The sequence below is a fragment of the Rodentibacter caecimuris genome, assembly GCF_001019715.1.
GTDB lineage: Bacteria > Pseudomonadota > Gammaproteobacteria > Enterobacterales > Pasteurellaceae > Rodentibacter > Rodentibacter caecimuris.
Window position 1 is genome coordinate 1,863,973 of record NZ_BBXJ01000001.1, and the last position, 25,946, is coordinate 1,889,918.

The window sequence follows — 25,946 nt, forward strand, 5'->3', positions numbered from 1 at the left end:
GCTAGGGCGTGTCGCAACGCCCTTTAATTTTATGACGAATATTATTTTTCTCCACGGATTGCTCGGTACTTCATCGGATTGGCAAAAAGTCATCGAAAATCTACCGCACTTTCACTGCGTTTCCCTTAATTTGCCTTTTCATGGAAAAGCAAAAAAGATTGAAGTCACGGACTTTGAAGATACTGCCCAATATGTGGCGAAACAGATCCGTTTAGCGATTCCGAATGAGCCTTATTTCCTCGTGGGTTATTCCCTCGGAGGACGCATAGCCTTACATTATGCATTACAAGCTAAAATCGAAAAAAATCATTTACAAGGCGTGATTTTAGAAGGCGCCAATTTAGGCTTAAAAACGGAAGAAGAAAAACAGGCACGTTGGCAAAATGATACACAGTGGGCGATGCGCTTTACTGCCGAATCCCCTGAAAATGTGTTAGAAGATTGGTATAAACAGCCTGTATTTTCCCATTTAACCGATCACGAACGGGCAATACTCATTGAAAAACGAAAAGCAAATTGTGGTGCTAACATTGGAAAGATGTTACTTGCCACCAGTCTCGCCAAACAACCTGATTTTCGTGAAAAAGTGCGGTCAAGTTCGTTACCTTTTTTTTACTTTTGTGGTGAACGGGATGTCAAATTTCAAACCCTTGCACATTCTGAACAACTCAATTTAACCACAATTCCCAATGCGGGCCACAATGCCCATTCAGAAAACCCTCTCCTATTTGCTAAAAAACTTGAGAATCTTATTTTAGAAATTGCTCAATGTTAAAGGAAATGCTAGGATTTAAGCCTTTGTATTTATAGAGTTTTTCTCTTACATTTTTTAAGGAAAGCAATATGACGGCACAACTTCGCAATAATCCGATGAAAGTGGCGCTTGCCTCGATGGTCGGTACGGCAATTGAATTTTTTGATTATTATATCTATGCGGCAGCTGCCGTACTCGTGTTCAATACCCAGTTTTTCCATAGCGATGATCCCCTTTCAAATGATCTTCTTTCCCTTTCCACTTTAGCCTTGGCATTTTTTGCCCGCCCTATCGGCTCGGCATTGTTTGGACACTTTGGAGATAAAATCGGGCGTAAAAAAACCCTTGTCGCCTCCCTCTTGCTCATGGGCGGATCCACCGTGCTTATCGGTTTATTACCCAGCTATTCCCAAATCGGTATTTGGGCACCGATCTTGCTTTGTATTTGTCGCGTAGGACAGGGTATCGGTCTTGGTGGAGAATGGGGTGGCGCGGCTTTAGTTGCAACAGAAAATGCTCCGGAAGGCAAACGTGCATGGTACGGTACGTTTCCACAATTAGGCGCACCTATTGGTTTATTTGTTGCCAATGGAACCTTCTTCTTAGTGAGCTATTTTTGGGGACAAGAAGCGCTCGTTGAATGGGCTTGGCGAATTCCCTTTATCTCTTCCGTATTATTGGTATTTGTTGGCTTATACGTCCGTTTAACCTTACACGAAAGCCATGTTTTCATTGAGGCGGAACAAAAAGGCAAAAAATTAAATGCGCCGGTGAGTGTCGTATTTACCAAACACTTAAAACCTATGGTAATTGGCACATTCATTATGGTGGCAACCTATTCCCTTTTCTACATTATGACCGCCTTTGCGCAGGCGTATTCACGTACCGCACCGAATCTTTCCGAAGCCGGTCATCCTATCGGATTAGGCATTCCGGCAAATACGTTTACAGGTTTATTATTAATCAGCGCCATTGTTTTCGGTATTTTTATCAGTATTTCCGGTATCTATGCAGATAAAATCGGGCGTCGTAAATGGTTGATTTGGGTGACTATTGCCATTGGCGTACTCGGGTTATCTATGCCGCTATTCTTACAAAACGGTACGCCAACCAGCGTATTCGCCTTCCTTATCATTGGTATGGCAATTATGGGAATGACTTTTGGACCAATGGCGGCACTGTTGCCTGAATTATTTCCAACCGAAGTGCGCTATTCCGGCGCCTCTCTTGCTTATAACTTAGCCTCTATTATCGGCGCAACGGTTGCGGCAATGATTTCATTAAAAATCAATGCATTATTTGGTGTTATGGGCGTAGGCATTTATTTAGCAATTAACGCATTAATGACATTGTTGGCATTGTTTGCCTCAAAAGAAACAAAAAACATCGATTTAACCCAGATCTAATATCTTATAAACAAACATGCCAAGGTTCTTACCTCGGCATTTTGTTTTAGAAAACGTCATTTAAAATGACCGCTCTTTCTAATCAAAAGAATCTTTTAAACGTTCATCCGCTCGGCGGGATTCCCCTTTATGCTGCAATTTATTTAGCTGACGTTCCAATTTTTCCTCCACTTCATTAATTGCTTTGTACATATCATCAGCTGTCGCAGTAGCAATTAAATTGCCAAGCGGTGTTCCAATGGAGGCTTCGACTGAAAAACCATTCGGTACTTTATTCAACACAAAATGGGGATTGATTAATTGTGTATGCCATTTTTCCAATTTTGCTAAACGGTTTTCCACATGTTCACGAATGGCAGGAGTGATTTCCATTTGTTTGCTGGTGATATTTAATGTCATAACATTTACCTCTTTGCATTGTTAAGAACCTTTCGGTTCGGTTTGATTTAATATCAAAATAGCCCTCTCAACGGGCTTTTTCAAGTCATTTCTGCCTGCAAGAAATAAGAATATTAAAAAATATGATCTAGATCTCATTTGCCAATATTACTGGTTTTCTTTTCATAAAAAATTGTTACCATGAAAGGCTAAAAGGGAAAACGATCACAAAGCGTCTTTATTTATTATGATTGTCTTGTTAGGTTAAAATTGTTCGACATATATCTTCAAGCTTGGAGATTTTCTTTTATTTTTACTTTTATCGGAATAATTGATTAAACCTATTGCAGGATAACATTAAGTTTGGAACTAGCTTTGATGAGCGATAGCCAAAACTAGAAAAAATAAGAATGTGTTTAAACCAAAAATCCGGTATGACAATACGAACAAGGAAAAATCATGGCCAAAACTCAACGGCTACTCAGTTTACTGCAACTACTTAGCAATTATCGTTATCCGGTTAAAGCTGAGATATTAGCGGAAAGGCTTAATGTTAGCATACGTACAATTTATAGAGATATTGATATGCTATGTTGCCAAGGGGCGATGATTGAAGGAGCGAGAGGGATAGGTTATCAGTTAAGAAAAGAGTTCTCCCTCCCCATAAGTTTATTATCAAAAGAAGAAGTTGAAGCATTAATTCTAGGAATTCGCTGGGTAACTAAGCACACTGACACTTCTTTATCGAATTCAGCCCTATCCGCACTAATGAAAATCTCATCAATGATCCCCTCGCAACAAAAAAATGATTTACATAACACACCGTTGTGGGTTATTAGCCAAAAGAAAATCCCACAACAAAATCAATTTTTAATGACTATTCGAAAAGCAATACGCTTAGAAACGCAAATATTAGTACATTACCAAAATAAACATAATATCTTTTCCGAAAGAATTATTTCACCTATTGCAGTTGGATTTTTTGATCAGAATGTTGTTATTGCGGCTTGGTGTGAATTAAAACAAGATTTTCGTCATTTTCGCTTAGATAGAATCTTACAGATGTCATTACTAGAAAAAAACTATCCTCAAAGCCATGCCAGCCTACTGTCTAACTGGAGACGGCACGAAGGAATAGTGCCGGAAAAACACTACTGACAGTATATGACACAAAATGTATTTACCCTGTCTTCATCAAATCTCAAATGCTTTTTTGATTTGTATTTAAACCTATGTAATACAACCTTCAACGCTAGGAGTCATGATGAAAAATTTAACTTTCTATACTAATCCACTTTCTAGAGGACGTGTTGTCCGCTGGGCACTAGAAGAGTGTGGGGCTAATTATGAAACTGTTTTATTGGATTTTTCGACAATTAAAAATCCAAGCTATCTGGCAGTTAATCCTATGGGGAAAATTCCGTCATTAAAACATGGCGATACGGTTATCACTGAAGCCGCAGCAATTTGTATGTATTTAGCAGATATATTTCCGGAAAAATCGCTCTCGCCATCAATAAACTCTATCTATCGCGGAGAATACTATCGTTGGTTATTTTTTACCGCCGCTACATTTGAAGCTGCGGTTATGGAAAAATACACACAGGTGAGCTTAAAAGATGAATATAGAAAAGCCCTCGGATATGGGGATTTAGATACGGTGCTAAATACCCTAAGAAATCATCTGTCAGATAGAAAATATATTTGTGCAGAACAGTTTAGTATTGCGGATATTGTACTAACAAAATTGCTGGAACATGGCATTTATCGTGCAAAAGTAATTGAACCGGAGCCTGTTTTTCAGCATTATCTTGATACCATGCAACAACGTCCTGCGTATCAAAAAGCGAAGTATCTGGATGATCTCTTAGTCGAAAATTAAAGGGCTATAGCAGACAACTAGATCAAACATTCCTTAATCAATTGCTTTAAAATGAAAATTTGAGATTTTATTTTACTATTATTAAAACGCCATTCGCATTCCTTTAAATACCATTCAAAATGGGCTTTAGAGATACCGTTAAATTTACGCAAATGGCGTTTTGCTTGATTCTAAAAATGCTCAATGCCAGTATAGAAACTAAGTTGCCTCATCTTGATCCTGTTGATGAATCTTCAAACGTGCAAAATAATCTTTTGTTTCTTCAATTACCACTTTACGTAATCCGATTAGGGCAATTAAGTTAGGAAATGCCATTAAGCCATTTACAATGTCTGCTAAAATCCAGATCAAATCTAATTTTAAGAATGAACCGGCTCCAACCAAAATAATAAATATTAATCGATACAAACGGATACTACGGGTTCCGACCAAATACACGAAACAGCGTTCACCGTAATAACACCAACCTAAAATTGTCGTAAACGCAAAGAATAATAGTCCAATAGTCACAACCGTTGCGCCAATCGAAGAACCCAGCCCTTGAGAAAATGCCGCATTAGTCACCATTGCTCCGGCAAATTCAGGATTACTCCAAGCACCGGTGAGAACCAATACAATTCCCGTCATGGAACACACAATAATGGTATCTAAAAAAGTTCCGGTCATTGAAATGAGACCTTGACGAACCGGCTCTCGTGTTTGTGCGGCAGCGGCAGCAATAGGGGCACTTCCCAATCCTGATTCATTCGAAAAAATACCTCGTGCTACGCCCGATTGAATGGCTTTCATCACGGTGAAACCTAATGCTCCGCCCAATGCAGATTGTGGGTTAAATGCGCTATGAACGATCAGCAACACGGCATCCGGTACCCGCTCCCAATTTAATAAAATAATAATGAGAGATGCCACAACATAAGAAATCGCCATAAAGGGAACAATAATCGCTGATGTCGTTGCGATACGTTTTACTCCGCCTAAAATAATCATTGCCACTAAAACGGTAACGACAGCCGCAGTGACAATCACCGGAATATGAAAGGTATCTTGCATCGCATGAGTGATCGCATTCACCTGTGGAAAAGTGCCGATACCGAAAAATGCCACTAAGACGCCGAACACCGCAAACATCTTGGCTAACCATTTAATCCCAAGACCATGTTCAATGTAATACATCGGACCGCCGGACATAAATCCGCGGCGATCTTTCACCCGATATTTGACCGCAAGCAAACATTCCGCATACTTAGTCGCCATGCCAAGCAATGCCACTAACCACATCCAAAAAATCGCGCCGGGTCCGCCTGCCTGTACCGCCGTAGCAACACCGACGATATTTCCCGTTCCAATGGTTGCCGCTAAGGCAGTGCTCAACGCAGCAAAAGAAGACACATCCCCTTTTCCGCCACGTTCTTTTTTAAATAAATAACCAATCGCAAGCGGTAAATAACGAATTTGAATAAAACCTAAACGTAAAGTGAGATAAAGCCCCGTACCGGATAATAAAATTAATAAGGGTGGTCCCCAAATAAAGCTATCAATCGTAGATAAAATTGTCGTAAATGACATTGTGATTCCTCGTCGTCTAAAAACCAATAAACGCGACAAGGAGACGAAAAGCATCCGTGAGAAGAAAGAAAAATACAGATTGTCTTTTAGCCCCTGTCCTTTTGCCTGAGCGTTTGAAAAACGGTGTTAAAAACAACCGCTCTTTTGCGCCTTCGGCGTCCATTTACAGCATTGTGCAATGGATCTCTCCAAGGGTTCGTCCAGTAACAGTCCCTGCACTTACGTGCGCCTGAAAGATTTTACATCGTCGGCGTAGGGTTAATTCCCTACTCTCCAGCTACCTTCATCCGAACTCATTTTCCCTGACTTATCAGAAAAACGGGGCGGATTTTAGCAAAATCAAGAAAATTGATCAATGTAATACCACGATTTTAACAGAGCCAGCTCACACAATATTTGAGATTCACAATGACATTTCTTTTGATTATTTTTTAACCTAAAAAGTCTCTATGATTTTTAACGCTAATAAAACAATTACATAGTAGAATAAAAAGAGTGATTAGTTTTTCAGGAAATCTAAAATGTGGTTGCTATTTGATCTTAATAAAAATAATCGGAAGGAAATAAAAGAAGAAATTTTAAATTACTTAGATAAAAATAAGGTTATTCCGCTAAAAAATATTGAAGATGTAAAAAAACAAGGAGAAAGTTTACCCAATTTAGATAAAGATTTTAATGCTGAAATTAGAATTTGGCTACCAAATATTCTCTATCAATATATTTCTGAAAATAGTTACTCCGTTGCAAATAGCATCCGAGAAGTATTAATTGAACATTGTTATGGAAAGATTGCGGTGCGGCAAATGCGTAGGAAATATGTTGACAAAACTTATGAGAGAAAAATTAAATTTTCTATTTCAGAAAAGAAGGTAAATTTAGAAATGCTCATTTTAGGAAAGAAAAATACGCCTTCTAAAATTGCCTGCAATAAAAAACTAAAAAATGATTTAGAAAAATTAGCCAACCTAAATAATTGCACCTTATCAGAGTATATTCGTGATGTTTTATATAAACATTATTTTGGTAATGGGTTTGTAACAAATCTTGATTTGGTTGAAGAAGATGACTTTAGCGAGGAAAACAAATGAAAAAAATTTTATTTTTATCAATCTTAGTGCTTTCTGCCTGTTCATCAAATGTGGACAATTATGTAGTAAAAGATGAAGTTACTCTCAGTATGTCTGATTATATCCAAAAAGCACTTAAGATGTATGGTGGTGCAGAACCAGTAAAAATAAATGCACTAGGTATAATGTATGATTCTGGTTTTGGCGTACCTAAAAATCCACAAAAAGCGAGAGAGTTATATTTAAAAGCTGGGAAATTAGGCTACGGTTCAGGATACTGTAATCTTGCTGCTAGCTACCAAGATGATAATAACGTTAAAGATTATAAAAAGATAGAGAGTATTATTTTCACGCTATGATGGCGAAGAAAAAAAATATTTGTGGTTATAAAGGTTTAGGTGATACCTATCATTATGGCTATGGTGTCAAACCTAATATCAAAAAAGCTAAAGAACACTATTTAATGGCTATTGAATCAATTGAGAGCAGAGGGAGATTCTTAGATATACTTTTTAAATCTTTTGAAATGATTGACAAGACTGGAAAGGAAAAAGATGAAAGTTATATAAAGAGTGAAACTGGAGATGATGGTTATGCTGAATATCAGCTTTCTGAAATAGCTAAAAAAGAGGGAAATCATAGTGAGGCACAGCAATAGTCTAATAAAGCAAATGAAAAAGGTTTCTACCAAAAACAAAAAATGTCTCAAACGGATTACTTAATTCAAACACTTAAATTGAAGGAACTAAAATGAAAAAAATCTTATTCCTATTAGTTATTTCTCTCTCTTTTTCTACCTACGCCGCATTACCCAATAAATATGTAAAACTAGGAGAATCAGAAAACTTTATTTACTATGGAAATACAGAAGATGGATATGGGAACGGTGAAGCGTGGATAGCTTTCAATAATAAAAGTGGCAGATCCTCTAAAATTGAACGATGGTCTGCAAGCTGTGGAAGAAATACTATTTCTAGTAATAATTACATTCTTTATGAGAAAAAAGATCTAACAGGTAAAGTATTAGAATCATCGTCTTATAAAAGATCTGGCTTATCTATGGGTAAAACTGTTTTCCCAGATACAGTAGGAGAAGATGTCTATAATTTTATTTGTTATGGTATCTATTAATTACTCTAGGAATAATCATGAAATTTAAAATACTCATATTAGTAAGTACTTTATTTTTAGTAATGTCATCTTCCTATTCTTTTGCCAAAGCAAGATGTTCAGATTTTTCCACTCAAGAGGAAGCTCAAGCCTATATGGTAAGATACGGCGCAACTTATTTAGACAGGGATCGAGATGGAGAAGCCTGTGAATGTTTACCCGGTGGAAGCAAATATGGTTCGAGTGTATGTAAACGCCGTTAATTAGCACCGCATTCTAAAGTGCTAGAACAATCATCAAAATCTAACGTAACAAAAAGGGTGGATATCTTCCCCCCTTTTTCAGTTTCATTACAAAATTTCTTTCGCTGTCGCCACTACGTTATCCACAGTGAAGCCAAACAATTTGAATAATTGATCGGCAGGGGCGGATTCACCGAATGAACTCATGCCGACAATACGACCACCAAAGCCCACGTATTTGTACCAAAAATCGGAAATACCCGCTTCAATCGCTACACGTTTAGTCACAGAAGAAGGCAAGACACTTTCACGGTATGCTTCATCTTGTTTATCAAAACGGTTGGTACTTGGCATAGAAACCACACGCACGTTTTTGCCTTCCGCCGTAAGCACTTCAGCTGCCTTGATTGCAAGTTCAACTTCAGAACCTGTAGCAATTAAAATTAAATCCGGTGTGCCATTACTGTCTTTTAAGATATAAGCACCGCGCGCAACATTGACTAATTGCTCGGAAGTGCGGTCGATTTGCGCAAGGTTTTGACGGGTGAAGATTAATGCACTCGGGCCGTCTTGACGTTCTACCGCTTGCTGCCACGCTACTGCCGATTCAACTTGATCGCAAGGTCTCCAGGTTTCAAGATTTGGAATTAAGCGTAATGAAGCGGTTTGCTCAACAGGTTGATGGGTTGGACCGTCTTCGCCTAAGCCGATAGAATCGTGGGTGTAAACAAACAATGCGCGTTGTTTCATTAATGCCGCCATACGCACTGCGTTATGGGCGTATTCATAGAACATTAAGAAAGTTGCGCCATAAGGAATGAATCCGCCGTGTAAAGCAATACCGTTCATGATGGCAGACATACCAAATTCACGCACACCATAGTTGATATAGTTGCCATCAATATTTTTATGTGCACGAATTGGTTTTGAGCCGCTCCATAAGGTTAGGTTAGAACTTGCTAAGTCAGCCGAACCGCCTAAAAATTCAGGTAATACCTGCGCATAGGCTTCAATCGCATTTTGTGAGGCTTTACGGCTTGCAATGCTCGCCGGATTTGCTTGTAATTTTTCAATAAAGGCTTGAGAGTATGTTGACCAATCTTTCGGTAATTCTCCGCTCATACGGCGTTTAAATTCTGCTGCCAATTCAGGATAGGCTTTTTCGTATGCGGCAAATTTTTCTTCCCAAGATTTTTCCGCTGCCGCACCTTTTGCTTTTGCATCCCACTCGGCATAATATTCCGCCGGAATTTCAAACGGGGCATAATTCCAATTTAACGCTTGACGGGTTAGTGCAATTTCTTCATCACCCAACGGTGCGCCGTGGCTATCATGAGAGCCGGATTTATTCGGTGAACCAAAACCAATCACAGTTTTACAAATAATTAAGGTCGGTTTCTCTTTTTCTGCTTGGGCGAGAATGGTAGTCGCACGAATTTGTTCCGCGTCATGACCATCCACATTGCGAATAACCTGCCAACCGTAAGCTTCAAAACGGGCTGCCGTATCATCGCTAAACCAACCGTCAACATGACCGTCAATGGAGATATTATTGTCATCATAAAAAGCAATTAATTTGCCCAAACCGAGCGTACCGGCTAAAGAACACGCCTCGTGAGAAATGCCTTCCATTAAACAACCGTCGCCTAAAAATACATAAGTGTAGTGATCGACAATATCATGGCCTTCACGGTTAAATTGACCGCCTAACGTTTTTTCTGCAATCGCCATACCCACCGCATTGGTAATCCCTTGACCTAGCGGGCCGGTTGTAGTTTCAACGCCCGGTGCATAGCCGTATTCCGGATGGCCCGGTGTTTTAGAATGTAATTGACGGAATTGTTTCAAATCTTCAATCGAAAGATCATAACCGGTTAAATGCAACAAGCTATAAATCAACATTGAACCATGCCCGTTGGACAAAACAAAACGGTCGCGATCCGCCCACTTAGGATTAGTCGGATTATGTTTTAAAAAATCACGCCATAACACTTCGGCAATATCTGCCATTCCCATCGGGGCTCCCGGATGACCTGATTTTGCTTTTTGTACCGCATCCATAGATAAGAAACGGATTGCATTGGCTAATTGTCTGCGAGTTGCCATATTATTCTCCTGTACTAAAGTAAATTGTTGCCTATTCTACCCTATTTATTTCGTGATTTAGGCAAAATAATTGAAATTTTATGCAATATCTATGATCTATCGTAAATTATGTTCTACGCCGTCTTTGACGATACCGTTGAATATTAGATTTAACCGGTAAATTGAGTGTTTTTTTAGGTTCATTCGCTTTGCGATAAGCACGACGATAATGGCTTAAAAAATAGTGAATAGAACTCGCTAATACTACGCCTAATAAAAATACGACAATCAGCTCACCGTAAAGTTGACGAAAAATTTGATTAATTTTACTTTGGGAGGTTTGCGCATATTGCCCGTCAAAGGTGACACGTAAAAAACCTTGAATACCCATATTAGAATAAATCGGTTCAACAATTTGCTGGTTAGTATTTTCTTCCTCATTGGTTTCAAGCCCTAAACGCAAACGTAAACTTTCCGAGCCCGTACTTTGTGCTAATAATTTGCCCTGTGCATTATAAATTGAAGCGTCCAACACAAAATGCTCTTGCACAAAATTATCTAAATTTTCCGTCAGTTTTTCAGATTGCGCATTATTAACTAGCAGTACAGAAAACAAATTTGCTTGTTGGCGTACGAGAATATGAGATAGATTAAACACCTGATTCACATTGGCAAACTGCGAACCTATTTTAAATTGCTGAATACCAAATAAAATTATCGCCAACGCAGCAAAGCAAAAAATCACGATCAGCACCAGCATCACGGATTTTGTTAATTTTTCTTTGATTAAATGCAAGTTATTTTCCCCAATTCGCCCTTAAATCAGCTAGAATAGTTTTGATTTTATAATTTACAGGATTTTCTATGCAAATTCAAAACCTTGCAAGTATTACACAAAAATACCCAATATTGCCGACCGCACTTTGGCCCGAATCTCCCCTTGCCTTATTAACCGATAATTTCATTCTCTACAGCACACAATTAAACCTTTCCGCACTGACTCTGTTTCAGCAAAAGTGCGGTCAAAATTTTCAGTGTTTTGATGCTTGGAATGTCGCGAAAAATACGGTTGTGTTACTTCAAGGGGAATGGCAAGACGCTTTCCTTTCTATCGCTCACGAGCTAGGTTTAGATATTGCCCGCCTCAACTTCGAAACGAAATTGTCAGAGCCGGGGTTATTAGTGATGGATATGGACTCCACCGCCATCCAAATTGAATGTATTGATGAAATCGCCAAGCTTGCCGGCACGGGGGAATTAGTGTCCGCAATTACCGAAAGTGCAATGCGGGGCGAGCTGGATTTTGAACAGAGTTTACGCCGCAGGGTCAGCACATTAAAAGACGCACCGGAAAGCATTTTACAAGAAGTTCGGGCAAATTTACCCTTAATGCCCGGTTTGCAAGAAACTCTTAAAATCCTACAAAAACACGGGTGGAAAACAGCCATTGCTTCAGGCGGTTTTACTTACTTCGCAGATTATTTGAAAGATTTATTAAAGTTAGACTATGCCGTATCCAATCAATTTGACATTGTAGATGGCAAACTGACAGGCTTAGTCAAAGGCGATGTTGTCGATGCACAACATAAAGCCTACACACTTCAGCGTTTACGCGATGAATACAGTATTAGTGCTGAAAATACCCTTGCTATTGGTGACGGTGCTAATGATTTAGCTATGATGAAGGTAGCCGGATTAGGTGTTGCTTTCCATGCCAAACCCAAAGTGCAACAACAAGCACAAATTGTGGTAAACTTCGCCGACTTAACCGCACTTTTGTGTCTTTTAAGTGCGAAAGATAGAATTTAACGTTAATAGGAGAAAATTATGCCCTCTTTTGATATTGTTTCCGAAATTACCATGCATGAAGTGCGTAACGCCGTAGAAAATGCAAACCGCGTATTAATTACACGCTATGATTTCCGTGGTGTGGAAGCCGTGATGGAACTCAATGAAAAAAACGAAACGGTGAAAGTTACTACGGAATCCGAGTTTCAACTTGAACAACTGATCGAAATCTTAATCGGCGCATTCGTTAAGCGTGGCATTGAACACGGCTCGTTGGATATCCCAACGGAAAGTGAACATCACGGCAAACTTTACACCAAAGAGATAAAATTGAAACAAGGCATTGAAACCGAAATGGCGAAGAAAATCACAAAATTAGTGAAAGATTCTAAAATTAAAGTGCAAGCCCAAATCCAAGGTGATCAAGTGCGGGTGACCGGTAAATCCCGTGATGACTTACAAGCAGTGATTCAACTTGTAAAAGGCGCAGAACTAGGACAACCTTTCCAGTTTAATAACTTTAGAGATTAATTCTTTTTGCCCAAGCAAAAGTGCGGTTAGAAATTCCGGTATTATGTAATACAACCCCTAAAACGAAATAAAACTACAACCGTAACTAATTATAATGCCTTTCCGATCTCAAATCGCGAAAGGCATTTCTTTTCCCTCAAATTTTTCACGCTTGTACGGCATTATGTAGCAAATGCACAATTTAAAGAAAATGTAGGGACACTAGCATGGCATCCCTACCTATGAGATAAAATTTAAGTTTGCACTGCTACATAGAAAGTGCGGTCATTTTCGGCGGTGTTTTTTTGTAACAGGTCAATTTGCCATATCTTCACTAACGGGGCCCCTGTATTTGGTATGTACAAACGATAGAGGCTGTACTTAGTATCTGCGCCTATCTGCATTCGGTCGGAATCCCATCAGGAATGGAAATTAATCATTTACCGAAAAAATCTACCGCACTTTATCTTTCCTGGAGCGCCTGCTTCATCCTTGTAATCGGCTTAATCAGGTATTGAAACACCGTTTTTTCGCCGGTCTTAATATCCACGGTAGCGGTCATTCCCGGCGTAATATTTAAGCGGTTGCCGTTACGGTCGGTAATATGATTGCCATCGGTTTTCACTAAAATTCGATAGTATGCCTGATCCGGATTCAAATTCAGCTCACTACGGCGACGTTCATCCTGCAATGTATCCGGACTGATTAATTCCACTTTACCTTCCAGCCCGCCGTAAATCGCATAATCATAGGCGCTTATTTTAACTAATGCCGGTTGTTCGGGGCGGATAAAGGCAACATCTTTCGGGCTAATATAGGCCTGCACTAACAAGGCTTCATCCAAGGGCACGATCTCCAAAATATCCTGCCCTGCCTGCACAACACCACCTACCGTATTAATCCGGATATTTTTTACCACTCCGCGCAACGGCGCTTTAATTTGCGAACGTTCTACCGGATCGGCACGCATTGCCATATTCTCACGTGCCTGAGCCAGCTCAGACTCGGTCTGCACCAATTCATTACTGGCATCCGCTACATATTTATTATGGCGTTCGGAAAGCTGTTGGGCTAAATCGGAAGATTGGCGCATCATTCTCAGTAATTCTACTTCCGACATTACGCCTTTTTTCACCATAGGCTGAGTAATACTGATTTCACGGTCGAGTAATTCTTTACTCTGGCTTAATCCGCTAATCGCATCCTGCATAGCCTTATGCCGTGCGTTATAGGCCGCCGTTTCACGATCTTTGATTTCTTGCGGAATGTCTTGCGGAAATGTTAACGGCTCGCCCGAACTTTCGGCTTTCAAGCGGGCAACGATCCCCCTTAAACTCTGTACTTTGGCTTCGCTCTCACGCAAAATCGCCGAACTTCGGGTATCATCAAGTAGTAAAAGAACCTGCCCTTTTTCAACCACATCCCCTTCTTTCACTTTCATTTCCTGAATAATACCGGGATCTAAACTTTGTACGATCTGCTCACGGCTGCTTGGAATCACGCTACCTTGCCCACGTGTGACTTCCTCTAGCGGGCTAAAATACGCCCAAATAACAAATGTCACCAGAAATAAAGCAAACAAGATAATTACCGAGAAAATACCTCGATGTTTTTCCGTTTGTAATGCGGCATTTAAATCATTAATCAATGCTAAATCCGCTTTTTTTACTTCATCATTATTATGCATTTTCTGTTCCCTGTTCAGTCGCTTGCCCGTTTACTTTTTCCGAGGAACCGTTTTCCTGTTCGGTATGTTCAGTACTTTGGTTCCGATTTAGCGTTTTTGGCTGTTCATTTTTCTGTAAATGTGCCAAGACGGCATCCCGTGGGCCATCGATCACGACTTTTCCGTTTTCCATTACAATCACACGACTCACTAGTTTCAACACTTGCATGCGATGTGTTACAACAACCATTGTTCGATTACGCATCCAGTGTGCTAAGGCTTGTAATACCATTTCTTCCGATCCCTGATCCAAATCGCTGGTCGGTTCATCCAACAAAACAACTTGCGGATCTTTAATGGTTAAACGGGCTAATGCCACCAACTGTTTTTGCCCGCCTGACAAGCCCTGACCGTTTTCACCCAGAGGCATATCCAATCCGCGTGGATGGCTGTTAACCAAGGTTTCTAAACCGAAACGGCGTAATGCGTTGACCAGTTCCTGATCACTGGAGAAATTATCCGTACGGGCAATATCCAGATTCTCACGCAATGTTCCTAAAAATAAACGGGGCGCCTGCCCCAACAATGAAATCTGATTACGCACATAATTCGGATCAATTTGGCGAAGATCCACATTATCCAACGTAACACCGCCGCTTTGCGGTTCATAAAGCCCCGATGCCAACTTTAACAAGGTACTCTTACCACTGCCGACCCGCCCTAAAATAGCCACTTTTTCACCAGGCTGAATCGTAATATTCACTTTATTCAGCGCATTGGCACTTTCTTTATTGTATTGGAAATTGACATTGTTAAAATTCAGTTTGCCTTGTACCTGTTTTAAGGTGATATATTTCCGTTCTGCATCACGCTCAATCGGGCGATTGATAATATCATCAACACCTTTTAAGGCTAAACGCGCCTGCTGAAAACGCGTAGCAAGACCGGCGATTTGTGACAATGGAGCCAAAGCCCGACCGGATAAAATCACTGAAGCGATTAATGCCCCCATAGTAATACGACTGGCTTCGTCCTGACTATGAATTAAATATGTCCCTAAAATCACCAAAAACACTGTATTCAACTGTTGCAAAGCAACCGAGAAATTCACCACAAAATTACTTAAATCTTTCACTTTTATCTGCGATGCCGAGGTTTTTGCCGTGTACATATCCCACCGCTGTTGCGCCCAGTTAGTCGCATTATTGGCTTTTAAGGTTTCGATTCCGTCCAATGCTTCAACAATCAATCCCTGACGTTGTGATCCCTCCCGCATGGATTCATTAATTTTTGCCGCTAATTTCGGTTGTATCGCAATGCCGACAATAATAACGGTCGGAATAATCACAAGTGGCACAAGCGCCAATTTCCCACCGACTAAATAAATGACGAAAACAAATAACAGTAAGAACGGTAAATCGACCAATACTAACAAACTGGCACTAGTCATAAACTCACGCACCGATTCAAAATCCCGCAGGTTATTCGCATAGGATCCCGAGGAAGCCGGTTTATCAATCAGACGTAATGCCATCACTCGTCTAAATAATGCCGCACTAATAATCAAATCGGCTTTTTTACCGGCAATATCGGTTAAATGTCCCCTAATCATTTTTGCCATAAATTCAAAACTAATGGCAAGCACAACCCCAATACTCAATGCCCATAAGGTCTCATAGGTTTTATTCGGAATAACCCGATCATACACATTCATCACGTATAACGAACTAACCAACGCCAAAAAGTTAATAATAAAAGTCGCCAACACAACTTGACCATAATAGGCTTTAAAACGCCAAATTACTTTCCAGAACCAGGCTTTCGGCATATGGTATTCCGGCAGTTCGGAACGAATATCGGACACGACTTTAGGCTTTACAAACCAGCAATAACCTAAATAAAGTCGGCTTAATTCCTCGTAACTCAACACTTTTTCCACTGCATCGGATTGACGCACGGTAAACTCACGCATTCTGCCGCTACCGGCAATTTTGGTAATCACCAGTGCTTCTTCATTATGCAAAATAGCCATCACCGGTACGGCAAGGCTTGGTATATCTTCCAGTTTGCGTTCGGAAACTCGGTTATCAAACCCGTAAGTTCTTAACACTTCGCTTAATGAAGCGAAATTAATGTTTAAATCCCGATCCCGTACAACCTGTGCTGTTAAGGCTTCCTGCGCAACGGGATTACCATGCAATTGCGTGACCAATGCCAAATGTTCAATAATAGATTTCATAATGTTAAATTTATTTTAAATACTTTCGATAAGATAGTTTTGGAGTAACTCCAACGATTCATAGCTTATTACTATCTTTAAACCGATTTCTGCGATGATATCACCACGGACAAATTAGGATGTTAAATTCAATGTGGAATGGAGATGCCTACACGATAGTTTTTTATCCCCAATGTTCAGGTCAAAACTTCTCAAAATTTGACCGCACTTTTATTGCCCGCCCACTGGCTGATACGTGCCTGTGAAGCGAGATATAGCAACGCCGCATCCCTGAAATCATTGCGTGCCGTCACTTCTGTGATTTGTACGCTGGTTAAATCTTGGTAAGAATCTAATAAATTAATCAGGCTTCGCGCCGCCACTTCAAACTGTAATTCATTATCTTTCACGACATTACGTTGCAGACCAATTTGCTTCCTCGTTACGGTCATCAACTGCTGGTTGCGCAACATATCCGCTTCGGAAGTTAATGCGCGTTCCTGTATGTTCAATTCAATTTCACGTAACTTGGCCTCTGCCGCTTTTTGGGAATAGTAACTTTGTTGTTCGCTATATTTTGCCGCCGGATTATAAATATCCCACGACATATTAATATACACTTCATGATTATGACGGCTTGCCGTTCCCTCTAGATTTATTGCCGGTAATTGTCTGGCTTTCGCCGCTTTCACCGCGGCTTTGGCACTTGCCGATTCTTCTTGTTGGGCGAGGTAAGTTGGATTTTGTTCAAGTGCCGGATTATGGAAACGATTAATAAATGCCGATACATTTATTTTCTCAAAAGGATCGACTAAATCCTTTTCGGTTAATCTCCCTTTGGTATAACGTCTTAACTGATTTAAGGCGGAATGCATGATACGTTGCTGAATTAAAATACTCGACTCAACTTGATTTTTACGCGACAGTGCCTCATTAACTTCAAAAGCACGTCCTTCATCATAACCGGCAATAACCGTTAAATCCTTCAGAATTTTATTATGCCGTCGCAGACTTTCCTGATAGACGGCAATCATATCTTTTGCACGCAATGCGGTTAAATATAACTGACCGATTTGTTGCCCCATCACTTCTCTGGTTTCGGTTAATTTATGCTGATAATAACCTTCTCTGTGTTTATCCCGTTCAATTTCGGCTTCAATACCGCCCCAGGCATATAAATTTAAACGGGCATTCGCTCCCGGACCGGAACGGCGGTTACTGGTATCACGATGGTATTGGCTTGCCACCGAGGTATTCGTAACCGACACTATCGGCAAATGCCCCGCCTCGGAAACCTTAGTCTGACTTTTTGCCATTTCAATATTTGCTTTCGCCTCATCCAAAGTCGGATCCGCCACAAAAGCGTGTTGAAGAATTTCATTTAAGGTTGTCTTCGCCAATAATGCGGATGGAAAAAGCATGAGCGAACCGGCAAAAACAACCGATAACCGCTGCTTAAATAAAAAATTTTTCATAGTTTTCTCTGATATCTACACCTGCAAGCAATCAGGCTCAATAAAGTCCTGCCTATTTTGCATTTTTCAAAAAAAAAGTCAAAAAGTTAGAGTGATAAAATCCGTTGGACTTTACTCTTATATCTCTTAAATCACAAAATAGCACCATAAACAATCCCCCAAACTTTCGTAAGGAGGATTGTTGATTAAATGGGTAAGTAACGTAATTAAATAATGCTTACACCTTGTTGGATATAAACTTCTTCATTATTTACTTGACCTGTTGCTCCATAGTATGTGTACTTATCATACACAACACCATCTTTTACAATGTCTGTACCGGTTTTTTGCCATACATTCCAATTATTTTGTAATGCACCACCGCTATCTTTAAACTCAATACCGTTGGTACCATTCTTAGCTTGGTTATCTGAACCGTTACCGCCATTGTTACCAAAGTCCACTGTATCGCCAACATCACCTTTGATATAAAGCTGGGTAATATTATCTCCTAAGCGTTGCAAGTCAGCTAAGGTTAAAGTGACCTTCTGGTTACCCGTACCACCAGTAATAGCACGCATATCAATGGTATCAAAGTTTAGTACTTGATTCATATCCAATTTCAAATCTGTACCGTGTAAGAAGATAGTATCATTACCTTCCCCACCGTCAATTGCACCATTACCCGTATTCACTCGGGAACCAGTAATTGTTAAAGAGTCATTTCCTGAACCCATGTTGATATGGACATTATCCTCGGCGGACTTAAGAATTGAACCAACCGTCATCACATCATCGCCACCAGAGAAATTGAATGTACCTCCTTTCAGAGTATCTTTGATATTAACAGTATCATTCCCATTACCAAACGAGAAGGTACCGTCAGTATCAACGTCTTTACCTACTTCGATAAAGTTGTCCCCTTCTCCTAGGTTAAAGGTTTGTTTTTGTCCAGCAATGGTACTAATGCTACCTTTCACGGAAATTACATCGTCACCCGAACCGGCAGTAAAATCAATTTTCTTAACCAGATCAGTTCCGCCTGCTGCACCATAGCCAACACGTAACTCATTATTGCCTTCACCTAAATCAACCGTTTTATTTCCGTCGAAGGTGCCATCAATTTGAATACGATCATTACCTGCACCACTGAAGAACTTGATTTCTGTAGCATTAGCCGTATTTCCACCAACATACAGAATATTGGTATCTCCAGCTTTATCTTCAGCTTGTCCCAGATCAATGGTGTAGTTACCTACAAGTAATCCACCAGCAATCGCAACACGGTCATTACCTGCACCCATGGCAATTTTTTGACCATACATGGATTGTGCTGTACCACGGAATTGAACGCTATCATCACCGGCTCCCGCATCAAAGCCACCAAATGTACCCGATCCAGTAGCTCCAAAAGTACCATTATAAACACCCATATTACCAAAGTGGTTAAAGTCCAAACCAAAGATAACCGTATCATTACCATTAGTCGTTACAAACCCACCATTACTTGCATTTGTTAATGGCTGTTTTGGTATTGTTACTGCAGCATCATCCATACTACCATTACCATAAGTAATAGGAGCACCAATAGTCGAACCTGCAGGTCTTGGATCTGGTCCTTGTTGTAAATTCATTTCTGCCGTTAGATTACGTAATACACTGACTTTTGTTTCAGACACATTACCTGCTGCATCAATAATACGAAGTTCAAGCGCACCAGATACTTTACGGTTAAAGTTGTTGAGCGTTAAATGATATTTACCCTCACCATCTGCAGTGACCGGTGCAGACCAATTTGTTTTTCCTGTGCTTGTGGCATAACGATATTCAATTGTCGCACCAACTTCAGATAACCCAACTGGAGCAAAGATAACCTCACCTGTTGCAATGTCAAATTTTTCAACAGACATTTGCTCAACTAAAGTATCAAGTCGGAAATCAAATTTACCTTTATCCCCAGTTGAAAGTGCATCACCATTTTTATCTTCCACCACAACTTCATAACGATAATTTTGGCTGTAAGTTTCGCTCAATACATTATTGCCTTTCGGTGTCACCGTATAAGTTAATCCGTCAGTAGAGGCGAGCATATCGGCAGTAACATCCGTTTTACCATGTTCAGTATATGGATTATTCACATCTGAACTTTCAGATAATGTATAGCGATATACTTTAACTGTTTGACCAGCTGTCGGCGCTTTATCTAGTGTAAATTCTAATACCGCATCTTTATCATTAGTCAACCCGTTTGCAAGGCTAGTAGCCGTTTGTGGGTTTGTAGCTTTAGCAACATCACCGACATATTTCGGGTTATTCTGGGTATAGTAATCGCTATATTGATAAGTTCCGTCTTCAAGCGGTTCATCATTTAAGTTATCAACTAACTTAATTGCTGTTACCTGCGGTGTTGATGCGGTGTAATCAATATCTTCTACACTGGTATTATTTGCATCTTTACCGACTGCTTTCACCTCATACTCTTTGGTCGCAGCATAACCGGTGAGTTCGTTAGCGCCAATATTAACGCTCCAACTACCATCTGCTGCAGGAGTCACGGTTTTTGTTACAATAACTGCGCCACTTTTTTCCCCTATGGTTACAGTAATGTCACCACTAATATCTTTGCTTGTACCACGAATTAAGAATCCGCCTGCCGCTTCTGCCGGGCTTATCTGAGCATATACATCCCCAGCTGCCGTACCATCGTCTTTAACACTTGCAGATTGACTATCTCCGGCAATCTCAGTAATGTCAATTTCCAGTTTAGCCGCATCTATTGAAGTATCATTAACCGTTATTTCATTACCTTCAACATTGCCCACTTTCACCTTACCGGTTTCCGCGCCTTCCGTTGAATTATCCTCTTTCGCCGTATGCTCTACTTTTAACTCCGTTACGCCTGCCGGTACGTTATAAGTACCGTCTGCATTTGGGGCTAAGACTTTTTCTGTATTATCCGTCGGATCCGTATATTTCACGACCGGAGCTTCGAAATCCTCTGCTGAGACCGGTTTGTTACCTGTACCGACAATTGTGATTGGCAGGTTATCTACGCCATTGTTGTTATCCAACTTAATTGTTGTTGTCACTTTGTTGGCACCTGTTTCATCAATTGTTGGCGGCTCACTCACTACGCCATCCGGCTTACCATCCCCGTCTTTATCTTCTATGATCGGTTTTGCATTTTTCGCATCCGTATCTGTTGTTAACGGTTCACCGGCTTTATCCGTTTTACCGCTTTCTTTACCCGTTGCGTTAACTTGTCCACCATCTTTCACTGCATCCGGTGCAATAGTTACTTTACCTGTTGCCGGATCAACTGTTACACCTGCCGGTAGCTGACCTTCCGGTGTCCAAGTACCGTCATCGCCTTTTTCCACAGTAACCGTTTGTTTTTCACCTTTCTCATTAGGGAACGTTACAAACACCAGGTCATTACTCGGATTCGGAGTAACAATCGCCCCACCTTGGTTAGCCGGATCTTTTGCTAAAGTCGGTGCTTTTGCTTCATCCGGTAATGGTGTTGTTGAAGTATCATTAACCGTTACTTCATTACCTTCAACATTGCCCACTTTCACCTTACCGGTTTCCGCGCCTTCCGTTGAATTATCCGCTTTCGCCGTATGCTCTACTTTTAACTCCGTTACGCCTGCCGGTACGTTATAAGTACCGTCTGCATTTGGGGCTAAGACTTTTTCTGTATTATCCGTCGGATCCGTATATTTCACGACCGGAGCTTCGAAATCCTCTGCTGAAACCGGTTTACCACCTGTACCGACAATTGTGATTGGCAGGTTATCTACACCATTGTTGTTATCCAACTTAATTGTTGTTGTCACTTTGTTGTTATTGCCTGTTTCATCAATTGCTGCCGGCGAACTCACTACGCCATCCGGTGTACCATCTCCGTCTTTATCTTCTGTGATCGGTTTTGCATTTTTCGCATCCGCATCTGTTGTTAACGGTTCACCGGCTTTATCCGTTTTACCGCTTTCTTTACCCGTTGCGTTAACTTGTCCACCATCTTTCACTGCATCCGGTGTAATCGTTACTTTACCTGTTGCCGGATCAAGTGTTACACGTTCCGGTAGCTGACCTTCCGGTGTCCAAGTGCCGTCATCGCCTTTTTTCACCGTAACAGTTTGTTCTTCACCTTTCTCATTAGGGAAGGTTACAACAACCTGGTCATTACTCGGATCCGGAGTAACAATCGCCCCACCTTGGTTAGCCGGATCTTTTGCTAAAGTCGGTGCTTTTGCTTCATCCGGTAATGGTGTTGTTGAAGTATCATTAACCGTTACTTCATTACCTTCAACATTGCCCACTTTCACCTTACCGGTTTCCGCGCCTTCCGTTGAATTATCCGCTTTCGCCGTATGCTCTACTTTTAACTCCGTTACGCCTGCCGGTACGTTATAAGTACCGTCTGCATTTGGGGCTAAGACTTTTTCGGTATTATCCGTCGGATCCGTATATTTCACGACCGGAGCTTCGAAATCCTCTGCTGAAACCGGTTTGCCACCTGTACCGACAATTGTGATTGGCAGGTTATCTACACCATTGTTGTTATCCAACTTAATTGTTGTTGTCACTTTGTTGTTATTGCCTGTTTCATCAATTGCTGCCGGCGAACTCACTATGCCATCCGGTGTACCATCTCCGTCTTTATCTTCTGTGATCGGTTTTGCATTTTTCGCATCCGTATCTGTTGTTAACGGTTCACCGGCTTTATCCGTTTTACCGCTTTCTTTACCCGTTGCGTTAACTTGTCCACCATCTTTCACTGCATCCGGTGTAATCGTTACTTTACCTGTTGCCGGATCAAGTGTTACACGTTCCGGTAGCTGACCTTCCGGTGTCCAAGTGCCGTCATCGCCTTTTTTCACCGTAACAGTTTGTTCTTCACCTTTCTCATTATGGAAGGTTACAACAACCTGGTCATTACTCGGATCCGGAGTAACAATCGCCCCACCTTGGTTAGCCGGATCTTTTGCTAAAGTCGGTGCTTTTGCTTCATCCGGTAATGGTGTTGTTGAAGTATCATTAACCGTTACTTCATTACCTTCAACATTGCCCACTTTCACCTTACCGGTTTCCGCGCCTTCCGTTGAATTATCCGCTTTCGCCGTATGCTCTACTTTTAACTCCGTTACGCCTGCCGGTACGTTATAAGTACCGTCTGCATTTGGGGCTAAGACTTTTTCAGTATTATCCGTCGGATCCGTATATTTCACGACCGGAGCTTCGAAATCCTCTGCTGAAACCGGTTTACCACCTGTACCGACAATTGTGATTGGCAGGTTATCTACGCCATTGTTGTTATCCAACTTAATTGTTGTCGTCACCTTGTTGTTATTGCCTGTTTCATCAATTGCTGCCGGTGAACTCACTATGCCATCTGGTGTACCATCTCCGTCTTTATCTTCTGTGATCGGTTTTGCATTTTTTGGATCCGAGCCTGCATTTACCGGATCTGCATCAGCCCGATTATCGAGATTATCACGACCTAATGCATTAACTTCTCCACCATCTTTTAATTTATCCGCAGGAATTTTAACGATGCCAGAATCCTTATCAACTGTCACGTTGTTGTCACCACTATCAAAGAATAAGATCCACTCACCATTTTCTTTCTTTATAGCAACAGTTTGGTCTTTATCATTTTCATCTTTGAACTTAACTCCCATTATGACATTATCATCACCCGCTTTTACTGTTACAGAACCGTCATTTTCAGCCGTGATAACAGGTTTATCCGCCGTTGTATTCGGATTATTGCCCGCCGTTGCTGCATCAGCATCCGCCGCATTACCTTTATCATCCGTACCGATTGCCGTTACTTCAGAACCGTCTTTCACTTTATTCTCAGGAATGGTGAATGTACCATCGTTTTTCGGCGTAACGTCCGGATTGTCTGAGGTCCAGTTACCGTCAGCGCCTTTAGTTAAGGTTGCGGTTTTTTCCGCACCGTCTTCGTCGGTATATTTCACCACAACTTTAGTATTGTCTTCGCCCGGTTTCACACTAACCGAACCATCGGTTTCCGGGGTTAAGGTCGGTTTATCCGCCGTTGTATCCGGATTATTGCCCGCCGTTGCATCAGCATCCGCCGCATTACCTTTATCATCCGTACCGATTGCCGTTACTTCAGAACCGTCTTTCACTTTATTCTCAGGAATGGTAAATGTGCCATCATTTTTCGGCATGACGTCCGGATTATCTGATGTCCAGTTACCGTCAGCGTCTTTAGTTAACGTTGCGGTTTTTTCCGTACCGTCTTCGTCGGTATATTTCACCACAACTTTAGTATTGTCTTCGCCCGGTTTCACGCTAACTGAACCGTCGGTTTCAGGGGTTAAGGTCGGTTTATCCGCCGTTGTATCCGGATTATTGCCCGCCGTTGTTGCATCAGCATCCGCCGTATTACCTTTATCATCCGTACCGATTGCCGTTACTTCAGAGCCGTCTTTCACTTTATCTGCCGGAATGGTAAATGTGCCATCATTTTTCGGCGTGACGTCCGGATTGTCTGATGTCCAGTTACCGTCAGCGTCTTTAGTTAACGTTGCGGTTTTTTCCGTACCGTCTTCGTCGGTATATTTCACCACGACTTTAGTATTGTCTTCGCCCGGTTTCACGCTAACTGAACCGTCGGTTTCCGGGGTTAAGGTCGGTTTATCCGCCGTTGTATCCGGATTATTGCCCGCCGTTGTTGCATCAGCATCCGCCGCATTCCCTTTATCATCCGTACCGATTGCCGTTACTTCAGAGCCGTCTTTCACTTTATCTGCCGGAATGGTAAATGTGCCATCATTTTTCGGCGTGACGTCCGGATTGTCTGATGTCCAGTTACCGTCAGCGTCTTTAATTAACGTTGCGGTTTTTTCCGTACCGTCTTCGTCGGTATATTTCACCACGACTTTAGTATTGTCTTCGCCCGGTTTCACGCTAACTGAACCGTCGGTTTCCGGGGTTAAGGTCGGTTTATCCGCCGTTGTATCCGGATTATTGCCCGCCGTTGTTGCATCAGCATCCGCCGCATTCCCTTTATCATCCGTACCGATTGCTGTTACTTTAGAACCGTCTTTTACTTTATCTGCTGGAATAGTGAATGAGCCGTCACCTTTTGGTGCTACGTCCGGATTGTCTGATGTCCAGTTGCCATTTGCATCTTTCGTCAAGGTTGCTGTTTTTTCATTGCCGTTTTCATCAGTATATTTCACCACAACTTTCGTGTTGTCTGCGCCAGGTTTTACGGTTACCGAACCATCAGTTTTAGCATCTAACGTTGGTTTATCTGCTGTATTGTCGGTATTCTCATTACCGCCGCCACTACTTCCGCCATTGCTTGCCGCAATCGCAATACCTGCTGCCAATGGAACTAACGCTAATAACCACCACGGGTTAAACGCCCAGAAGGCACTCGCTAGATCTTCACCTCCTAACGCTTGTGGTGCAGCCACTTCTTCTGCTAACATACTCACCGCATCCGATTTTAAGCCGGATTCCGGTACATAGGCATAAATGCCGCCATTTTCATGTTGACCAACAATTAAGTTGCTTACTTCTTCTGAATTTTCATCACCGTAGTAACCTTTAATCACTACGTCTGCGCTCATATCGCCGTCTTCCAAAAAGAGTTTTAAATCCTTTCCTTCACGTTTAGCGATGATATTTTGTGGACCAAGACCGGTTTGGTTGTCAATTAATTGGTAATTTGATTTATCTCTTGCTTCAATAACCAACATTTCACCTTGAGTAATTTGGTGGCTGGCTATCACTTTTTTAGCACTTAATACTTTTAATGTGGTTGACATAAA

General features: G+C 41.2%; 19 protein-coding genes, 1 pseudogene and 1 riboswitch. Of the genes and pseudogenes, 11 read left to right on the forward strand and 9 right to left on the reverse strand.

All coding sequences use genetic code 11. The features are described from left to right. Positions 1–31 precede the first annotated feature (31 nt). Both menH and PNEUHYL_RS09145 read left to right on the forward strand, forming a co-directional pair. Entirely contained in the window at positions 32–775 is a 744-nt protein-coding gene (menH, locus tag PNEUHYL_RS09140; RefSeq protein WP_059367436.1) for a 2-succinyl-6-hydroxy-2,4-cyclohexadiene-1-carboxylate synthase, read from the forward strand. A gap of 68 nt (positions 776–843) precedes the next feature. After that, complete coding sequence (locus PNEUHYL_RS09145; RefSeq protein ID WP_059367439.1) at positions 844–2,160, forward strand: MFS transporter; 1,317 nt, start codon at positions 844–846, stop codon at positions 2,158–2,160. Between the two features lie 78 nt (positions 2,161–2,238). On the opposite strand, the gene raiA is transcribed toward PNEUHYL_RS09145, so the two are convergent. Continuing rightward, positions 2,239–2,559 (reverse strand): ribosome-associated translation inhibitor RaiA, encoded by a 321-nt coding sequence (gene raiA / locus PNEUHYL_RS09150; RefSeq protein WP_059367441.1) that lies wholly within the window; start codon positions 2,557–2,559, stop codon positions 2,239–2,241. Between the two features lie 438 nt (positions 2,560–2,997). Here raiA and PNEUHYL_RS09155 point away from each other — a divergent pair, with 438 nt between their 5' ends. Together PNEUHYL_RS09155 and PNEUHYL_RS09160 are read left to right on the forward strand one after the other, a co-directional pair. Beyond that, positions 2,998–3,696: a helix-turn-helix transcriptional regulator gene (locus PNEUHYL_RS09155; RefSeq protein ID WP_059367443.1), complete on the forward strand. Its 699-nt coding sequence runs from the start codon at positions 2,998–3,000 to the stop codon at positions 3,694–3,696. 106 nt (positions 3,697–3,802) lie between these two features. Next, positions 3,803–4,420 (forward strand): glutathione S-transferase family protein, encoded by a 618-nt coding sequence (locus PNEUHYL_RS09160; protein ID WP_059367445.1) that lies wholly within the window; start codon positions 3,803–3,805, stop codon positions 4,418–4,420. Positions 4,421–4,437: 17 nt separating this feature from the next. On the opposite strand, the pseudogene PNEUHYL_RS09165 reads toward PNEUHYL_RS09160, so the two are convergent. Continuing rightward, positions 4,438–4,590: pseudogene (locus PNEUHYL_RS09165) on the reverse strand (IS1595 family transposase); the annotation flags it as partial. A 28-nt stretch (positions 4,591–4,618) separates the two neighbouring features. Then, a complete protein-coding gene (locus PNEUHYL_RS09170; protein WP_059367447.1) occupies positions 4,619–5,986 on the reverse strand; it encodes an alanine/glycine:cation symporter family protein in 1,368 nt (455 codons plus the stop codon). Between the two features lie 83 nt (positions 5,987–6,069). After that, a riboswitch (glycine riboswitch) is annotated at positions 6,070–6,188 on the reverse strand. A 319-nt stretch (positions 6,189–6,507) separates the two neighbouring features. Between PNEUHYL_RS09170 and PNEUHYL_RS09175 the strand changes: the two genes are divergently transcribed. The 5 genes from PNEUHYL_RS09175 (at position 6,508) to PNEUHYL_RS09195 (ending at position 8,426) form a co-directional block, all read left to right on the forward strand. Further along, entirely contained in the window at positions 6,508–7,074 is a 567-nt protein-coding gene (locus tag PNEUHYL_RS09175) for a hypothetical protein (protein ID WP_059367449.1), read from the forward strand. Then, a complete protein-coding gene (locus tag PNEUHYL_RS09180; RefSeq protein WP_059367451.1) occupies positions 7,071–7,412 on the forward strand; it encodes a tetratricopeptide repeat protein in 342 nt (113 codons plus the stop codon). The genes PNEUHYL_RS09175 and PNEUHYL_RS09180 overlap by 4 nt, the downstream gene beginning before the upstream one ends. Further along, positions 7,409–7,711, forward strand: a complete 303-nt coding sequence (locus PNEUHYL_RS09185; protein WP_059367452.1) for an SEL1-like repeat protein — start codon at positions 7,409–7,411, stop codon at positions 7,709–7,711. The genes PNEUHYL_RS09180 and PNEUHYL_RS09185 overlap by 4 nt, the downstream gene beginning before the upstream one ends. Positions 7,712–7,803: 92 nt before the next feature. Continuing rightward, a complete protein-coding gene (locus tag PNEUHYL_RS09190; RefSeq protein ID WP_059367454.1) occupies positions 7,804–8,184 on the forward strand; it encodes a surface-adhesin E family protein in 381 nt (126 codons plus the stop codon). 17 nt (positions 8,185–8,201) lie between these two features. Further along, positions 8,202–8,426, forward strand: coding sequence for an excalibur calcium-binding domain-containing protein (locus PNEUHYL_RS09195; protein ID WP_069029787.1), 225 nt, complete (start codon positions 8,202–8,204; stop codon positions 8,424–8,426). 87 nt (positions 8,427–8,513) lie between these two features. Here the strand turns inward: PNEUHYL_RS09195 and tkt are convergent, their stop codons facing one another. Continuing rightward, a complete protein-coding gene (gene tkt, locus PNEUHYL_RS09200) occupies positions 8,514–10,511 on the reverse strand; it encodes a transketolase (protein WP_059367457.1) in 1,998 nt (665 codons plus the stop codon). A 106-nt stretch (positions 10,512–10,617) separates the two neighbouring features. Next, positions 10,618–11,286, reverse strand: a complete 669-nt coding sequence (locus PNEUHYL_RS09205; RefSeq protein WP_059367459.1) for a YtjB family periplasmic protein — start codon at positions 11,284–11,286, stop codon at positions 10,618–10,620. A 68-nt stretch (positions 11,287–11,354) separates the two neighbouring features. Here PNEUHYL_RS09205 and serB point away from each other — a divergent pair, with 68 nt between their 5' ends. Both serB and PNEUHYL_RS09215 read left to right on the forward strand, forming a co-directional pair. Then, the gene (gene serB / locus PNEUHYL_RS09210; RefSeq protein ID WP_059367461.1) at positions 11,355–12,299 is read left to right on the forward strand and encodes a phosphoserine phosphatase; all 945 of its coding nucleotides are present in this window, start codon (positions 11,355–11,357) and stop codon (positions 12,297–12,299) included. An 18-nt stretch (positions 12,300–12,317) separates the two neighbouring features. Beyond that, positions 12,318–12,809, forward strand: a complete 492-nt coding sequence (locus PNEUHYL_RS09215; protein ID WP_059367465.1) for a YajQ family cyclic di-GMP-binding protein — start codon at positions 12,318–12,320, stop codon at positions 12,807–12,809. A gap of 442 nt (positions 12,810–13,251) precedes the next feature. Here PNEUHYL_RS09215 and PNEUHYL_RS09220 read toward each other — a convergent pair whose 3' ends face one another. From PNEUHYL_RS09220 to PNEUHYL_RS09235, 4 genes are all read right to left on the reverse strand, one after another. Then, positions 13,252–14,475, reverse strand: a complete 1,224-nt coding sequence (locus tag PNEUHYL_RS09220; protein WP_059367466.1) for an HlyD family type I secretion periplasmic adaptor subunit — start codon at positions 14,473–14,475, stop codon at positions 13,252–13,254. Next, positions 14,468–16,693, reverse strand: a complete 2,226-nt coding sequence (locus PNEUHYL_RS09225) for a type I secretion system permease/ATPase (protein ID WP_059367469.1) — start codon at positions 16,691–16,693, stop codon at positions 14,468–14,470. The genes PNEUHYL_RS09220 and PNEUHYL_RS09225 overlap by 8 nt, the downstream gene beginning before the upstream one ends. 191 nt (positions 16,694–16,884) lie before the next feature. Beyond that, the gene (locus PNEUHYL_RS09230; RefSeq protein WP_239690362.1) at positions 16,885–18,147 is read right to left on the reverse strand and encodes a TolC family protein; all 1,263 of its coding nucleotides are present in this window, start codon (positions 18,145–18,147) and stop codon (positions 16,885–16,887) included. Positions 18,148–18,353: 206 nt separating this feature from the next. Beyond that, entirely contained in the window at positions 18,354–25,943 is a 7,590-nt protein-coding gene (locus PNEUHYL_RS09235; protein WP_059367471.1) for a hypothetical protein, read from the reverse strand. Positions 25,944–25,946 lie beyond the last annotated feature (3 nt).

Excerpts from the sequence above, each read along its gene's own strand:
- menH (WP_059367436.1), top strand. The coding sequence starts at position 32 with ATGACGAATATTATTTTTCTCCACGGATTGCTCGGTACTTCATCGGAT.
- PNEUHYL_RS09145 (WP_059367439.1), top strand. The coding sequence starts at position 844 with ATGACGGCACAACTTCGCAATAATCCGATGAAAGTGGCGCTTGCCTCG.
- raiA (WP_059367441.1), bottom strand. The coding sequence starts at position 2,559 with ATGACATTAAATATCACCAGCAAACAAATGGAAATCACTCCTGCCATT.
- PNEUHYL_RS09155 (WP_059367443.1), top strand. The coding sequence starts at position 2,998 with ATGGCCAAAACTCAACGGCTACTCAGTTTACTGCAACTACTTAGCAAT.
- PNEUHYL_RS09160 (WP_059367445.1), top strand. The coding sequence starts at position 3,803 with ATGAAAAATTTAACTTTCTATACTAATCCACTTTCTAGAGGACGTGTT.
- PNEUHYL_RS09170 (WP_059367447.1), bottom strand. The coding sequence starts at position 5,986 with ATGTCATTTACGACAATTTTATCTACGATTGATAGCTTTATTTGGGGA.
- PNEUHYL_RS09175 (WP_059367449.1), top strand. The coding sequence starts at position 6,508 with ATGTGGTTGCTATTTGATCTTAATAAAAATAATCGGAAGGAAATAAAA.
- PNEUHYL_RS09180 (WP_059367451.1), top strand. The coding sequence starts at position 7,071 with ATGAAAAAAATTTTATTTTTATCAATCTTAGTGCTTTCTGCCTGTTCA.
- PNEUHYL_RS09185 (WP_059367452.1), top strand. The coding sequence starts at position 7,409 with ATGATGGCGAAGAAAAAAAATATTTGTGGTTATAAAGGTTTAGGTGAT.
- PNEUHYL_RS09190 (WP_059367454.1), top strand. The coding sequence starts at position 7,804 with ATGAAAAAAATCTTATTCCTATTAGTTATTTCTCTCTCTTTTTCTACC.
- PNEUHYL_RS09195 (WP_069029787.1), top strand. The coding sequence starts at position 8,202 with ATGAAATTTAAAATACTCATATTAGTAAGTACTTTATTTTTAGTAATG.
- tkt (WP_059367457.1), bottom strand. The coding sequence starts at position 10,511 with ATGGCAACTCGCAGACAATTAGCCAATGCAATCCGTTTCTTATCTATG.
- serB (WP_059367461.1), top strand. The coding sequence starts at position 11,355 with ATGCAAATTCAAAACCTTGCAAGTATTACACAAAAATACCCAATATTG.
- PNEUHYL_RS09215 (WP_059367465.1), top strand. The coding sequence starts at position 12,318 with ATGCCCTCTTTTGATATTGTTTCCGAAATTACCATGCATGAAGTGCGT.
- PNEUHYL_RS09220 (WP_059367466.1), bottom strand. The coding sequence starts at position 14,475 with ATGCATAATAATGATGAAGTAAAAAAAGCGGATTTAGCATTGATTAAT.
- PNEUHYL_RS09225 (WP_059367469.1), bottom strand. The coding sequence starts at position 16,693 with ATGAAATCTATTATTGAACATTTGGCATTGGTCACGCAATTGCATGGT.
- PNEUHYL_RS09230 (WP_239690362.1), bottom strand. The coding sequence starts at position 18,147 with ATGAAAAATTTTTTATTTAAGCAGCGGTTATCGGTTGTTTTTGCCGGT.
- PNEUHYL_RS09235 (WP_059367471.1), bottom strand. The coding sequence starts at position 25,943 with ATGTCAACCACATTAAAAGTATTAAGTGCTAAAAAAGTGATAGCCAGC.